This window comes from Asticcacaulis aquihabitans (genome assembly GCF_032490435.1).
Taxonomy (GTDB): Bacteria; Pseudomonadota; Alphaproteobacteria; order Caulobacterales; family Caulobacteraceae; genus Asticcacaulis.
Window position 1 is genome coordinate 57,666 of sequence record NZ_JAVGWM010000006.1, and the last position, 14,141, is coordinate 71,806.

Sequence of the window (14,141 nt, forward strand, 5' to 3'; positions counted from 1 at the left end):
CCTTAGCTATCGCGACGCGGCTTGAAAGGCGGCTTGCTACCAGATTTATGGCCGCCAGACGAATAGCCTCCGGACGGTTTGCCTTTGAAACCGCCACCGGCAGGACGGGGACGATCGCCGTAGGTGCGCGGCTTGTCACCATATGACTTGCGCTCACCGCCCTCTTCGCGCGGCTTCCACTCTTTTCTGGCGGCCGGACGATCGCCCTGAGGACGATCACCCTGAGGGCGGTCGCCGAAGTCACGGCGTGGCTTGTCACCATAAGATTTGCGTTCACCATCCTCGCGAGCAGCGTAAGGCTTCTTGAAAGCCGGGCGGTCGCCTTGTGGACGGTCACCAAAGTCGCGGCGCGGCTTATCACCATAGGACTTGCGTTCGCCATCCTCACGGGCAGCATAGGGCTTCTTGAAAGCCGGGCGATCACCTTGCGGACGATCCCCAAAGTCACGGCGCGGCCTGTCACCGTAAGATTTGCGCTCGCCATCCTCGCGGGCGGCGTAGGGCTTCTTGAAAGCCGGACGATCACCCTGCGGACGGTCGCCACGTTCCGGGCGCGGCGTCCAAGTCTTGTCTCCGTAGGCCTTCCTGTCGTCGCCTCGGCTCTCGCCCCTCTGACCGCCGAACTCGCGCTTGGCGCGTTCATAGGCCCCGGCCTCACCGGCGGGTACGCCGTCGCGGTCACCGTAGGGCTTTTTGGCATAAGGCTTGTTGAACGGACGTTCGCCTTGTGAGCGGTCCTGACGCGGGCGATCGCCATAGGACTTGCGTTCACCGTCTTCACGCGCCGCATAAGGTTTCTTATAGGCTGGACGATCTCCTTGGGGGCGATCCCCTTGCGGACGGTCGCCGAAATCGCGGCGCGGACGATCATCGAAACGCGGGCGCTCACTGCCTTCGGCACGCGGCGTCCAAGGTTTCTTCTCACCATATGGCTTTTTGTCACCGTATGGCTTCTTGTCGCCAAAGTCGCGGCGTGGCGTGAATTCGCGCTCCGGACGACGATCACGGGCTTCACCATCGCCTTCAAAACGCGGACGTTCGTCGAAATCGCGCGGTTTGAATTCGCGGTTTTCAAATTCCGTACGCGGCTTGAATGGCTTGGGCCTATCCTCGAACGTCTTGCCACCGAACTTTGGTTTGTCGCCAAACTTCTTGTTGCCGAACTTGCTGTCGCCAAATTTTGGCTTGTCACCGAAACGATCACCGCCGCCACGACGGCCGGCCGGCGCACCTGTCCCGGTATTGTCGTAACGTGGCGCGGAAACCGACCGCGTCTGGGACGCGCCCTCGGGCGGCAGGTTCTTCAGTGGCACGACGTCGGACAGCATTTCACGAATGACCCGCGGACCAACCTCTTCCACCTCACCGGCTTCGAGATTGCCAAGCTGGAACGGGCCGTAGGCCAGGCGGATCAGGCGATTGACCTTAAGGCCAATCGACTCCAACACCTTACGCACTTCGCGGTTCTTGCCTTCGGTGATCGACACCGTGACCCAACAATTGGCGCGGCCATCGGCCTTTTCCGCCATCTTGTCGAGCGTGGCTTCCATTGGGCCATAGATGACGCCGTCAACGGTTGTCCCATCTTTCAGGGCGTCAAGACGCGCCTGCGTCGTGTTACCGAGCGCGCGGGCGCGATAGCGGCGCACCCAGCCAGCGGACGGCAGTTCAAGCGCACGCGCCAGTTCGCCATCATTGGTCAGCAGCAAAAGGCCTTCGGAGTTCAAATCGAGGCGACCAACCTTCAGCACGCGGGGCAGATCCGATGGCAGTTTGTCGAAAACGGTCGGGCGGCCGGACGGATCGCGTTCAGTCGTCACCAGGCCGACGGGTTTGTGATAACGCCACAGGCGGGTGGGCTCGGCCTTGCCGATAACCTGGCCATCGACTGTAATGACGTCGGTCGCCTTGACCAGGACAGCCGGCGTTTCAAGGATGCGACCATTGACGGCGATCTTGCCCAGGCCGATCAGCCGTTCGATTTCACGACGCGACGCCAGACCGGCACGGGCCAGGACCTTGGCGATACGCTCACCGCTATTGGCGGCGGCTTTCTTATCGTCCTTCTTGTCGTCTTTCTTGACGCGCTTGGGGCGTTCGGACTGCGCCTCGCGCGCATCGCGCATTTCCTGCGGAACATAACGGTGACCGTCGGCGATGTCCTGCAATTCACGAGCGCGCTGAATGTCTTCGGCGCTCAGTTCGCGGGGCTCATCATTGGATTCGGGTTCGTTACGCTCTCCAGCGTTACTGTCTTGGGTCACGTCATATCTTTCTAAATTTGCTTGACGCCTCCGTACCACCGCGTCTTTAAGACCTCATGGAAGATGATCTGATCTTGATGGCACAGGCGTTGGAACAGGCGCGAAATGCTGCCTTGTCCGGTGAGGTGCCGATAGGCGCTCTAATCTTCGATCCGTCAAGTAAAACTGTTGTAACAAGCGCAAGAAATTCGCCCATTTCGTTACATGACGCCAGTGCGCACGCCGAGATACTAGCCATCCGCGCCGCAGGCGAACAGTTGGGCAATTATCGACTGACCGATCTGTGGCTCTACGTCACGCTCGAACCCTGCGCCATGTGCGCCGGGGCCATCAGTCACGCCCGCATTGGACGCGTGATCTACGGCGCCGACGACCCGAAGGGGGGCGCCGTCGTCAGCGGGCCGAAATTCTTCGCTCAGCCGACCTGTCACTGGAAGCCTGAGGTGACATCGGGCGTTTTAGCGGAAGAAAGCGCTGACATGTTGAAAAGCTTTTTTCGCGCCCGGCGCAAAGCATAGAGCATATGCCGATCTGACTGAATCAGATCCGCACTCTATCTCCCTACTTTTATGCTCTAACTGGCCAGTTTGGCCAGCCGCACCACATCGCCAGCCAGCGCCCGTACCATCCAGTTCTGCACGCCTGTGACTTCCGGCAGACGCTTCCACACGTCAACGGTTTCATCCTCATCGGCCCGCCCTGCGCGTACGGCGTTCAGCAGGTCTATCATCGCCGTGCAGAACGCCTCGCGTCCCTCGCCCGCTTCGCGCCGCCATTCGACGCGCAACAACAGGCACACCGCTTGGGCGTGACGAACCAGACGGACGATTTGGCCCGATGGGTCATCTTCGGCATGTCCATTGCCGTTGTCCCGGTGCATCTGGCCTAGCTCAAGCAAGGCGCGGCGCAATCGCGTATCGGCCGTTTCGGCTTTCTTGGACAGATCGACGGTCAGGCCGCCGATCATCTGGATCATGATCTCCAGCGCCTTATCGGCGACGGCCTGTCTATGCGGCCTCGGTAAGACCAGCACGGAAATCGCCACGCCGATGCATGCGCCGATGCCGACGACAACCGCCCGGCCAATGGCTGCGTCCTCCAAACCCGTCAGGCCGGTCGTCGCGCTGGCAGACGCGCCCAACATCAGCACAGCAGCAATCAGGGCGGAACGGAACTCGGATTTATAGGCTGTCAGAATGGCCAGAGGGACGAGCCCGATCAACAACTGGGCATAGGCATTCAAGCCGACCCTATGCAAAGCTACGGCACAGAACGACAGCGCGATCCCCATAAGGGTCGCCAGCAGGCGCATAAGTCCGGCCTTCAACGCGCCTTGGCTATACGGACGGACAACGATCAGGGCACTGATAACCGCGCTGAATTCATGGTGCCCGGGCAAGAAGTGCGAGGCGAACATCGCCAGCACAGCGGCCAGCACAAGTCGCGCCGCATATGCCCCCTGAGGCCATGAAAGAGTTGTCAGTGCCTTCGTCATCCCATACGGATAGCCCGTCTAATATTATTTGCCAAGGAGACCCATAATGTCCGGTGCGACCCGCTTCAGCCCAGGCCCTTTTCAGCCGGTCATCGATGAAGTGACGCGCGAAGCCAATATCGTGTGGGCGCATCTCAGCGCGCGTCCGGAAATGATGGCCAATATTGGCTGGGCCGCACTGATCTTCGTCATCACCTGGGTTGTCTCAGGCATGGCCTCGGACGCGGTAAAGCGCACCTCACGGCGTCTGGTGCATAAGGACGGCGACCGTACGCTGCTGGAATTTTTCTCGCAGGTCGTGCGCTGGCTTATTCTCGCAGTCGGGCTGGTGGCGGTTTTGAACCGTCTGGGCGTACAGACCGCCTCACTATTGACCGTTCTCGGCGCGGCCTCTTTGGCGATCGGTCTGGCCTTGCAAGGCACGCTTGGCAATGTCGCCGCGGGGTTGATGATCCTGTTCAACAAGCCCTACCGCATCGGCGATCTCGTCTCCGTCGGCGAGGTCAAGGGCACAGTTCATCGTCTCGGCCTGTTCTCGACCGAAATTAATAACGGCGACAACGTGCGGGTGTTTATTCCGAACACCAAGGTCTTCACCAATGAGATCTACAACATCACCACCAACGCGGCGATGAAGATCGAGATTCCCGTTGACGTGGCCTATGGCAGCGATCTGCGAGGCGTTCTGGATATTCTGGCCAAGGTCGCGCATGCCCAGCCCGAGCGGCTAAGCACGCACGATCCTGTTGTCGGGCTTGCGGCATTTGCCCCCAGTGGCATCACCGCCAAGGTTGCCATTTGGGTGATGCCAAACAATGCCAATACGGCCAGAACGGGCCTGATGATCGATATCAAATCTGCCTTTGATGCGGCGGGAATTGAAATTCCCTATCCGCACCAAGTCAGCCTTGAAAAACATTAGAGCACCAATCCGGTGAAGCTTGCAGGTGCCTAGAACTTGTAGCGCAGACCGAGGGTCAGAGCCGGATAGGTCTTGAAGTCCTTGATATCGTTTTCCAGATCGGCACGCTCGGTTTCGATGGCGGCTTGGACGTTCGGATCACTGGCATAGATGCTGTCCGATGTCAGCGTTACACGCGGGCGCCCCTGGAAATAGGCGCCGGCTTCGAGGTTGAATTCGAAATGACCGACCGGCCAACGTGCGCCCAATCCCAAATAGGGAACTGTGTCGTCGAATTTGGCCTGCGCCGTCAGGACACCAACCTGAGCCGGCGTCAGGGGTATGCCTCCAACAATGACATTGTTTGTGTAACGTCCGGTCGCATGGACCTTGTTGTCGTTCTTGTAAGCGCCGGCCGTAACATAAAGTGGGCCATTGGCGGCAAAACGGTAGTCGACTTGCGCACCATAGGAAGCCAGCTTCAGGTCGCCATCGTAGCGAATGCCGTCGTCAGTCGTGTCGTTATAGCCAAAATTTGCACCATTGCCGATGGCGCGGACCGTAAAGTGATCATTGAGCTTAAGACCAAATTCTGCGCCAACGCCCAATGTGCTCACGCGGACGCCGGCAAAGTCCGGGGCGATCTGCGCCTGAGCGGCAATGGGAAACAGAGCGGCAGCCGCGACCGCGGCAAGCAGATAGGAACGCATGGGGGAGACTCCAAAGATATGGCAACCTGCCATCAATAGGGAGAGCCGCCGTTCCCTCACAAGTTGTTTCAAAGTCGCAAATTATCAGCAGGGCATAAACACCCCGTTACCGGACATGTCCCTATGCCCCGTAAATTTGTGGATTTCTAACCCGAAGCCTCTCAGGTCAGCCCTTTGCGTCCAATATCGTAGAAGCGCTGCGCCCGCTGTGCGACCAGCTGGTCCTCAGTCAGGAAGCTCATTGCCTGGAGTTCACTTTCCAGCACATCGCCGAGCATCTCGATCATCTTTTCCGGGTTGGAGTGCGCACCGCCGGCCGGTTCTTCGACGATACGGTCGACAATCCCCATCTTAAGCAAATCAGGCGCGGTGATCTTCATTTGTTCAGCGGCATCCTTGGCACGGGAACCATCATGCCACAGGATCGAGGCCGCGCCCTCGGGCGAGATCACGCTATAGATCGAATGTTCGAGGATCAGCACACGGTTGGCAGCCGCCAGCGCAATGGCGCCGCCAGAGCCCCCCTCACCCGTCACCGTGGCGATCATCGGCACGCGAAGGGTCAGGCCTTTTTCGGTCGAACGGGCAATGGCTTCGGCCTGGCCGCGTTCCTCGGCACCGATACCGGGGTATGCACCGGCTGTATCGACGAAGGTCAATACGGGCAGGCCATGTTGTTCCGCCAGTTCCATAAGGCGAACCGCCTTGCGGTAGCCTTCCGGGCGGGCCATGCCGAAATTGTGCTTGAGCCGCGTGGTGGTGTCATGGCCTTTTTCATGGCCCATGACCACGACGGCCTGACCGCGGAACCGGCCCAGACCACCGACGATCGCCTGATCGTCGCCAAATTTGCGATCGCCGCGCAGCTCGACGAAATCCTCAATCAGGCCGTTGATATAGTCGACCAGATGCGGACGTTCCGGATGACGGGCCACCAGGGTCTTCTGCCACGGTTCCAGGCGTGAATAGGTTTCACGGCGCAGCACTTCGGTACGATCGCGCAGCGCGCGCAGTTCGACGTCGAGATTGGCCCCGCCGCTTTGCGACAAAGCCGACAGTTCTTCAATCTTCGCTTCAAGGTCCGCAATGGGACGTTCAAATTCGAGATAATGTCGCATCAGGTCGCTCTTGAATGCCCCATGTGTGCGCGGAGCCTGTTAAAAACCAATATCGAATAAGGGAGATGGCCTTTAACAGCAAGTTTGCGTCCGTCAAAGGAGTTTTTAGTCACCGGGCCGCGCCTTGGCCAACGGATGATGGCTTTCGACCACTTCACGCAGACGTTCGGAGGCGACATGCGTATATATCTGGGTTGTTGAAATATCGGCATGCCCCAGCAAGGTTTGCACCGTTCGCAGGTCCGCGCCGCCTTCCAGGAGGTGAGTCGCAAAGGCATGACGCAGGACGTGCGGCGACACCCGGGCAGGATCTATGCCGGCATTCGTCGCCGCCTCGTCGAGGAGTTGTCCCACGCGCCGGCGCGTGAGGTGTCCTTCGGCGCTGCGTGACGCGAATAGAAACGGATTGGCCTGGTCCTTGGATTGCAGGAAGGCACCGCGAATATCGAGATAGGCCTTGATCGCCAGGCGCGCTGACGGATTGAGCGGCACCAGCCGTTCGACACCGCCCTTGCCCTTGATGATCAGGAACGCCGGATCGCGCTGTACGGCATCGAGACGCAAGCCCACCAATTCGGATATCCGCATGCCCGACGCGTAAGCCATTTCAATCAGGCATTCCAGGCGGATCGCCTGATCGGGATTTTTTTCGGCGCAGGCGGCAATCAACCCGTCAACTTCATCGCGGGACAGAATCTTGGGCAAAGAAAGTCCCTTCTTCGCCGCTGCAATCTTGCGCGACGGGTCGGCGGCGATCAGGCTTTCAGCCATGCAGAACCGAAAGAACTGCCGGATGGCGGAGCGTTTGCGCTGCATCGACGATGCGGACAGACCCCGTTCATTCAGGAGGCCGAAATAGCGCGCCAGATCCCCTTCAGTCAGTTGCAAGAGGCCGCTTGGCGTCACTTCCAGCGCCTCGGCCAGGTCGGCCAGATCCCGACCATAGGCCTCCAGTGTCGGACGGGCAGCGTTGCGCTCAACCGCCATCATCTGGAGGAACGACTTTACGGGGTCGAATCGGCTATTCATTTTCGCGACCGTGTTTGTACTCTCGCGGCGGAAGCTCCGACGCCGGAATAATTCTGGCAATAACGCCCTAACATCGTGTAAAGCAAACGCATGACTGCGCAAGCCGAGCCTTCTCAGACCCAATCCCGTCCCTCTTTCCTCCTGCCGAAAACCGTAGCGCTTGTCGGCCTGATGGGTGTGGGTAAAACAACTATCGGCCGTCGCCTGGCCGATCAATTCGGCTTGCCGTTCGTCGATGCGGACGAAGAAATCGAAAAGGCGGCGGGACAGAGCATAGCGGACATTTTCGCCAGCTATGGTGAAAAAGGTTTCCGCGACGGAGAGCAAAGGGTGATTTCCCGCCTGCTTGACGCGCCCGTTCAGATACTGGCCACCGGCGGCGGGGCGCTGACACACCCATTGACGCGCGAAAAGCTGAAAGCAAAGGCCATAACCCTATGGCTCAAGACAGATATCAAGGTGTTGGCGCGTCGTGTCGCCAACCGTCCGCACCGCCCCCTGCTCAGGGACCGCAACCCGATAGACGTATTGAAGGAACACGTGAAAACCCGTTACCCCCTCTATGAAATGGCCGACATCACCGTGGATACCGGCGACCAATCCCACGTCAAGGCGCTAGATCAGGTGATCGAAGCCCTGCGCCGTCACGTCGAAGGTGGCCAATGACCGTTAAACGCATCCCCGTCAGCGGTGAGGGTTTCAAGTCGTATGAGGTCATTGTGGGCCAGGGCCTGCTGACCGAAGCCGAAAAATGGGTGGGTCCGTTCCTGACCAACAAGCGAGTTGTGATGGTGACTGACAGCCACGTCGGGCCGCTTCATGCCGATGGCATTCTGGCGCAGTTCGAAGCGGCGGGTCACAAGACACACAAGATCGTCGTCCAGGCCGGTGAGGCCAGCAAATCGTTCGACGGACTGAAATTCGTCATCGACGCCCTGCTCGATTGCGGGCTTGATCGCAAGGATGTCGTTATCGCCCTTGGTGGCGGCGTCATCGGCGACCTGACCGGCTTTGCCTGTGCCGTCTATATGCGGGGCATCGATTTCATCCAGATACCGACCAGCGTTCTGGCCCAGGTCGATTCGTCGGTCGGCGGCAAGACGGCCATCGACCATGAAAAGGGCAAGAATCTTATTGGCGCCTTCTGGCAGCCCCGTCTTGTCCTGTGTGATCTCGACGTGCTGAAAACCCTACCTGAGCGCGAAATCCGCTGCGGCTACGCCGAAATCATCAAGTACGGCTTGCTGGGAGATCGTGATTTCTTCACTTGGCTTGAGGCCAACGATACCCGCGTCCTGGCTCTGGAGCCCGATGCCATCCTGCACGCGGTGGCGCGCAGCGTCGAGATGAAGGCCGAAATCGTCGCCGCCGACGAACGCGAAGGCGGCCAACGCGCCCTGCTCAATCTCGGTCACACCTTCGGACATGCCTTGGAAGCAGAGGTCGGCTTTGGCGATGTGCTGCTACATGGCGAAGCGGTTGCCATAGGCATGTGCCAAGCTTTCCGTTATAGCGCGCTCAACGGCGAATGTACGGAAGAAGACGAAGGGCGCGCCGTCGCGGCGATCAGCCATGCCGGCTTGCCGACGCGCATGGCCGATATCCGCAATACGCCGTTCGATGCCGACCGGCTGATCACCCACATGGGTCACGACAAGAAGGCGGAGGGCGGCGCCCTCACCTTCGTGCTGGTCAGCGGCATTGGACGTGCCTTCGTCGCCAAGAAGGTGCCTGCGGACAGTATCGCCGAATTCCTTATCCTCGATGGCGCCGTTTCTTCACAGGCCGCACTTTAAAGGCTTACCATGCTCCTCGCCTCGCTTTTCGCCCTGATACCGGTTCTCCTGGCTATTCTGGGTGTATCGGCGCTGTTCAGCGCAGGGGAAACGTCCATGACCGCCGCATCGCGGGGGCGCATGCACCAGTTGGAACGCGACGGCGACAAGGCCGCCAAGCGCGTGAACAAGCTGCTGACCAATCAGGAGAAGATGATCGGCGCGATCCTGCTATTGCAGAATGTGCTCAACATCGGCGCGTCGGCCATCGCCACCATATCCATAGACCGCGCCATCCCTGGTCCGTGGGGGGCGGCTATTTCCACGGCCTTCATGACCGTCATGGTGCTGGTCTTCGCCGAAGTCCTACCCAAAACCCTAGCCATCATGCGCCCGGACGACGTGGCGCGTTTCCTGTCGCGCCCGGTGAGTTGGACCGTCATCATCTGCGGCCCCATCATCAACGCCGTCCAATGGTTCGTGCGCGCGGTCCTGCGCCTGTTCGGCGTCCGCATGTCAATGGAAGTCGACGTTCTGGCGGCCCATGAAGAAATCCGTGGTGCCGTCGAATACCACCACGACGAAGGCGCCGTGCAGAGCGAAGATCGCAACATGTTTCGTGGTGTGCTCGACTTAGCTGAGCTCGATGTCAGTCAGATCATGGTGCACCGTAAATCCATCGATATGATCGACGCCGACCTGCCGACCACCCAGATTATCGATACCGCTCTCAGTTTCAGCCATACGCGCGTGCCGCTGTATAAGGAGAATACCGAGAATATCATTGGCATTCTGCACGCGCGCGATCTCATGGCGGCGGTTATCCGCGCCAAGGGTGATATCAGCAGCGTCGATGTCATGGCCATCGCGCGTGAGCCTTGGTTCATCCCGGACACCACCAATCTCAAGGACCAGTTGGCAGCGTTCCGCAAGAAGAAGGCGCATTTTGCCCTGGTGGTCGATGAGTATGGCGCCCTGCAGGGGCTGGTGACGCTCGAGGACATATTGGAAGAAATCGTCGGCGAAATCGACGATGAGCACGACGCCGTGATGACGGCAATCCGTCGGCAAAGCGACGGATCGATCCATGTTGATGGCGATCTGCCAATTCGCGACCTCAACCGCGCTATGGACTGGGAGTTGCCGGACGAGGATGCTGTGACCATTGCCGGCCTGGTCATTCACGAAGCCCGGACAATCCCTGAGCCCGGCCAGACCTTTATCTTCTATGACCGTAAATTCCAGATCATGCGAAAGCAGCGAAATCAGATTACGGCGATCAAGATTTTTCCTCTCTGATCCCTTGCCGATCTTACAAAAAAGCCCGCCAGGCTACCTGGCGGGTTTTTCGTTATGTCGCTGGACGAACCCTTAACCCTCGTCCTTGCCCTGGGCATGGAAGAAGGGCGAGATCATCCTGCCGAAGAAGTTCGATATCTGATCGATAATTGTATAACTGACCGGCACGAACAACAGCGACAACAGGGTCGAGGTAATCAGGCCGCCGATCACCGCCACGGCCATGGGCTGACGGAAGGCATCGTTACCGATGGCAACGGGGATCATACCCGCTCCCATTGCCACCGTGGTCATGACGATCGGACGTGCCCGCTTGCGCGCCGCCTCAAACAAGGCCTCCGTTCGTGACATACCCTCCTTCATGGCCACCATGGCGTATTCGACCAGCAGGATCGAGTTCTTGGCTGCAATGCCGGTTAACATGATCAAGCCGATATAGGACGGCATGGACAGGCTCATATGGCACAGGATCAGGGCCACAAAAGCCCCGCCGAAGCAGAGCGGCAAGGCCAGAAGGATAGTCACCGGATGGGAGAACGATCCGAACAGCAAGACCAGAACGACGTACATCAAGGCGATTCCGGTCAGGATGGCGGCAATGAAGTTCGGCACCATTTCCAGGAAATCTTCCGTATTCGGGTTGGGAACGATGCGAATACCCGGAATTTCACCATTCTTGATCTTACTCATGGTCGGCGTCTTCATGACGGCCGCGTCCGCCGTCCCGTTGGGCACGCCGTTGAGATCACCATTGACAGTCGCAGACCGCGTCCGGTCGAGACGGTTGATCTGGATCGGACCGGCGCCGAAGGTGATATCAGCCACCGCCGTCAACGGCACAGACGTGCCGTATTTGGTCGGCACCATCAGCGTATTGAGGTAGCCTATGTCGTAACGGGCATCCGCTTTCAACAGGACACGGATCGGGATCTGGCGGTCGCCATCATTATACTTGGCCAGGATCTGATCGATGTCCCCCACTGTGGCGACACGCGCCACCGAAGAGATGGTGGCGGTGGAAACGCCCATCAACGCGGCCTGGTCAGGCTTGGGCGTTATGATCACTTCCGGCTGGGTCAGATTATCCTGGGAATGCACATTGGTCAGTTCCGGCAGGGCAGCCATTTCGCGCAGCAATTGCCGTGAGGTCGCGGCTAGAAGGGCTTCGTTGTCCGAGGCCAGAATATAGGCCACGCCCGTTCCGCCACCGCCGTCTTGGCCGAAGCTGGAATGGATGCCGGGATATTTGGCGAGAGTCTTGGAGAACTGTTGTTCAAACTGGGTTTGAGACAGCTTACGTTCCGATTTCGGCACCAGGTTTACCGTGATCGTCGAACTTTCCATGTTCGTCACGGCATAGGTGCTGCGCACCTCTTTGTGCGTCTTCAGGTCGGCGACGATCTGTTTGACGACATTGTCGGTTTCCTGAAGCGGCGTACCGGGAGTCAGCTTGAGCGTCATCACCGACATCGAGGAATCATCCGCCGGAATGTTGTCCTGCGGGATGGTGCTGAGCAGCGCGATCGATCCGGCGAAGAAAGCGATGCCGCCGAGAATGACCGCCCAGCGGGCGCCGAGGAGAGAGGTCTTCAGCTTACGCACCAAAGCGATGGTGCCAATCAACAAGCCAATGCCGATCAAGGCAATGACACCACCGGCGATCATGCCCGGCACGGTCGGCTGGATCATTGCCGGGTGCGGTCCTGTGGCCCCAGGCGCCGGGTGCGGCATGAAGCTGCCCGAAGCCATGGCGATAAGACCCAGCGAAATAATCACCCCGATTTCCAGCGCGGCCCAACGCGATTTCATATACGGCCTGTGTATGACAATCGTCAGAAGCACGGCGACCAGGAACACAGCCACACCGATGCCAGCGACGACCATATTGCCCTTCGGCAAGCCGGCGAGCAGGAAGATGGCCGCGATGATCACACCATGGAAAAGGATATACCAGCGCCATTTGACGTGGCCTTCCAGGCACCAGCGCAGCATGGCCTGATACCCATCCATCCAGAACGGCTTGTCGTTGTCATGCTTGGGATTGGCACGCAGGAGATAGGCGCCCATTAGTGGCGTCAGGGTTCGCGCCACGACCAGCGAGAAGAAGACGGACACGCAAGAGGCAATGGCGAAGCTCTTGAAGAACTGGCCGACAATGCCCGGCATGAAACCTGTCGGGGCAAACACGGCGATCAGGGTCGCCGTGGTCGCGACGACAGCCAGACCGATTTCGTCGGCGGCTTCGATGGCAGCCTGGTATGGCTTTTTGCCTTCGCGCATGTGGCGGACAATGTTCTCGATTTCCACGATGGCGTCGTCGACCAGAATACCGACCGTCAGCGACAAGGCCAGCAACGTGACGACGTTGAACGACTGATTCATCGCATGCATCACGAAGAAGGTCGGCAGCAATGACATCGGCATGGCGACGGCCGACACGAAGGTCGCCCGCCAGTCGCGGAGGAACAGCCACACAACGAAGACCGCCAGAAGCGCACCAATCAGAAGGGCTTCCATTGAGCTGTCGAAGCTGCGTTGAACTTCCTTGACGCTCGACGAAACTTCCTCGATCTGGACGTTCGGGTTCGAGGCCTTCAAGGCGGTTATAGCCGCGCGAACGCCGGCCGCGACGTGGACTTCGGAGGTGCCGCGGGTCCGTTGTATGTTGAAGCCAACAACTTCATTGCCGTTATAGCGGGCGCGGGTGCGCGGCTCCGACCAGGTATCAATGACGGTCGAAATGTCGCCCAGGCGTACACTGCCACCGTTGGACAAGGTGATACGTGTGTCGGACAGTTGCTGTACGCTATTGGCGCCGCCCACCGTGCGGATGGTCTGTTCCGAAGCCCCTGCATTAAAGCGGCCGCCCGGCATGTTAACGTTGAAATTACGCAATTGCTGGCTGATGTCACCGGCCGTTACGCCCTGGGCAGCCAATTTGGCGGGATCCAATTCGATACGGATTTCGCGGTCGACACCACCATCGCGGGTTAACTTGGACACACCCTTGACGCCGAGAACGCGTTTGGCGACATCGTTGTCGACATACCAACTCAGGTCTTCCGGCGACATATTGGCGGCACGTATCGTATAGCTGAGCAGCGGCTGTCCCTGCGCGTTCTCGACACGCGACACGATGGGATCAAGCACATCGGAAGGCAGGTTGGCCCTGACACCCGCCACGGCGTTACGCACATCGTTGGTGGCCTTTTCCAGGTCGGTGTCCAACTGGAAGGTAATGACCGTGGTCGATGCGCCTTCGTTGACATAGGACTGGATATGGCGAACACCGCCGAGGCCGGAGACGGAGTCTTCGACAATACGGGTGACCTGATTTTGCAATTCGGTCGGGGCGGCGCCGGACCTGACGACCGTGACGACCACGATCGGGAAGTCGATATCCGGCCAGTTGTTGATGCGCATCTGGCTAAAGCCCAGAATGCCGGCGAACGTCATGACGACGAAGAAGACGAGAGTCGGGATGGGGTTGCGGATCGACCAGGACGAAATCTGGAAGCCGCCCCCGCCTTGAGGTGCAGGGTTGGACATC

General features: G+C 59.2%; 11 protein-coding genes. 5 read left to right on the plus strand and 6 right to left on the minus strand.

What is annotated here, in order from left to right; translation table 11 throughout:
- Positions 1–2 precede the first annotated feature (2 nt).
- Entirely contained in the window at positions 3–2,264 is a 2,262-nt protein-coding gene (locus tag RCJ00_RS19305; protein WP_316223986.1) for a pseudouridine synthase, read from the minus strand.
- 56 nt (positions 2,265–2,320) lie between these two features.
- On the opposite strand from RCJ00_RS19305, the gene tadA reads away from it, so the two are divergent.
- Positions 2,321–2,782: a tRNA adenosine(34) deaminase TadA gene (gene tadA / locus RCJ00_RS19310; RefSeq protein ID WP_316223987.1), complete on the plus strand. Its 462-nt coding sequence runs from the start codon at positions 2,321–2,323 to the stop codon at positions 2,780–2,782.
- 56 nt (positions 2,783–2,838) lie between these two features.
- On the opposite strand, the gene RCJ00_RS19315 is transcribed toward tadA, so the two are convergent.
- Positions 2,839–3,702, minus strand: a complete 864-nt coding sequence (locus RCJ00_RS19315; protein WP_316223988.1) for an FUSC family protein — start codon at positions 3,700–3,702, stop codon at positions 2,839–2,841.
- Positions 3,703–3,805: 103 nt separating this feature from the next.
- Between RCJ00_RS19315 and RCJ00_RS19320 the strand changes: the two genes are divergently transcribed.
- Positions 3,806–4,681 carry a mechanosensitive ion channel family protein gene (locus RCJ00_RS19320; protein ID WP_316223989.1) on the plus strand — a complete coding sequence of 292 codons (876 nt, stop codon included), beginning with the start codon at positions 3,806–3,808 and terminating at the stop codon, positions 4,679–4,681.
- A 29-nt stretch (positions 4,682–4,710) separates the two neighbouring features.
- Here RCJ00_RS19320 and RCJ00_RS19325 read toward each other — a convergent pair whose 3' ends face one another.
- From RCJ00_RS19325 to RCJ00_RS19335, 3 genes are all read right to left on the minus strand, one after another.
- Positions 4,711–5,370, minus strand: coding sequence for a hypothetical protein (locus tag RCJ00_RS19325; protein WP_316223990.1), 660 nt, complete (start codon positions 5,368–5,370; stop codon positions 4,711–4,713).
- A 161-nt stretch (positions 5,371–5,531) separates the two neighbouring features.
- The gene (locus RCJ00_RS19330) at positions 5,532–6,491 is read right to left on the minus strand and encodes an acetyl-CoA carboxylase carboxyltransferase subunit alpha (protein ID WP_316224220.1); all 960 of its coding nucleotides are present in this window, start codon (positions 6,489–6,491) and stop codon (positions 5,532–5,534) included.
- A 102-nt stretch (positions 6,492–6,593) separates the two neighbouring features.
- A complete protein-coding gene (locus RCJ00_RS19335; protein WP_316223991.1) occupies positions 6,594–7,517 on the minus strand; it encodes a site-specific tyrosine recombinase XerD in 924 nt (307 codons plus the stop codon).
- Between the two features lie 90 nt (positions 7,518–7,607).
- On the opposite strand from RCJ00_RS19335, the gene RCJ00_RS19340 reads away from it, so the two are divergent.
- Genes RCJ00_RS19340 through RCJ00_RS19350 form a run of 3 tightly spaced genes read left to right on the plus strand, consistent with a single transcriptional unit; the run spans position 7,608 to position 10,591 of the window.
- Positions 7,608–8,183, plus strand: coding sequence for a shikimate kinase (locus RCJ00_RS19340; protein ID WP_316223992.1), 576 nt, complete (start codon positions 7,608–7,610; stop codon positions 8,181–8,183).
- On the plus strand, positions 8,180–9,313 hold the full coding sequence (gene aroB, locus RCJ00_RS19345) for a 3-dehydroquinate synthase (protein WP_316223993.1): 1,134 nt from the start codon (positions 8,180–8,182) through the stop codon (positions 9,311–9,313). Before RCJ00_RS19340 ends, aroB begins: the two co-directional genes overlap by 4 nt.
- A gap of 9 nt (positions 9,314–9,322) precedes the next feature.
- Entirely contained in the window at positions 9,323–10,591 is a 1,269-nt protein-coding gene (locus tag RCJ00_RS19350; protein WP_316223994.1) for an HlyC/CorC family transporter, read from the plus strand.
- A gap of 72 nt (positions 10,592–10,663) precedes the next feature.
- On the opposite strand, the gene RCJ00_RS19355 is transcribed toward RCJ00_RS19350, so the two are convergent.
- Positions 10,664–14,140 carry an efflux RND transporter permease subunit gene (locus RCJ00_RS19355; protein ID WP_316223995.1) on the minus strand — a complete coding sequence of 1,159 codons (3,477 nt, stop codon included), beginning with the start codon at positions 14,138–14,140 and terminating at the stop codon, positions 10,664–10,666.
- Position 14,141 lies beyond the last annotated feature (1 nt).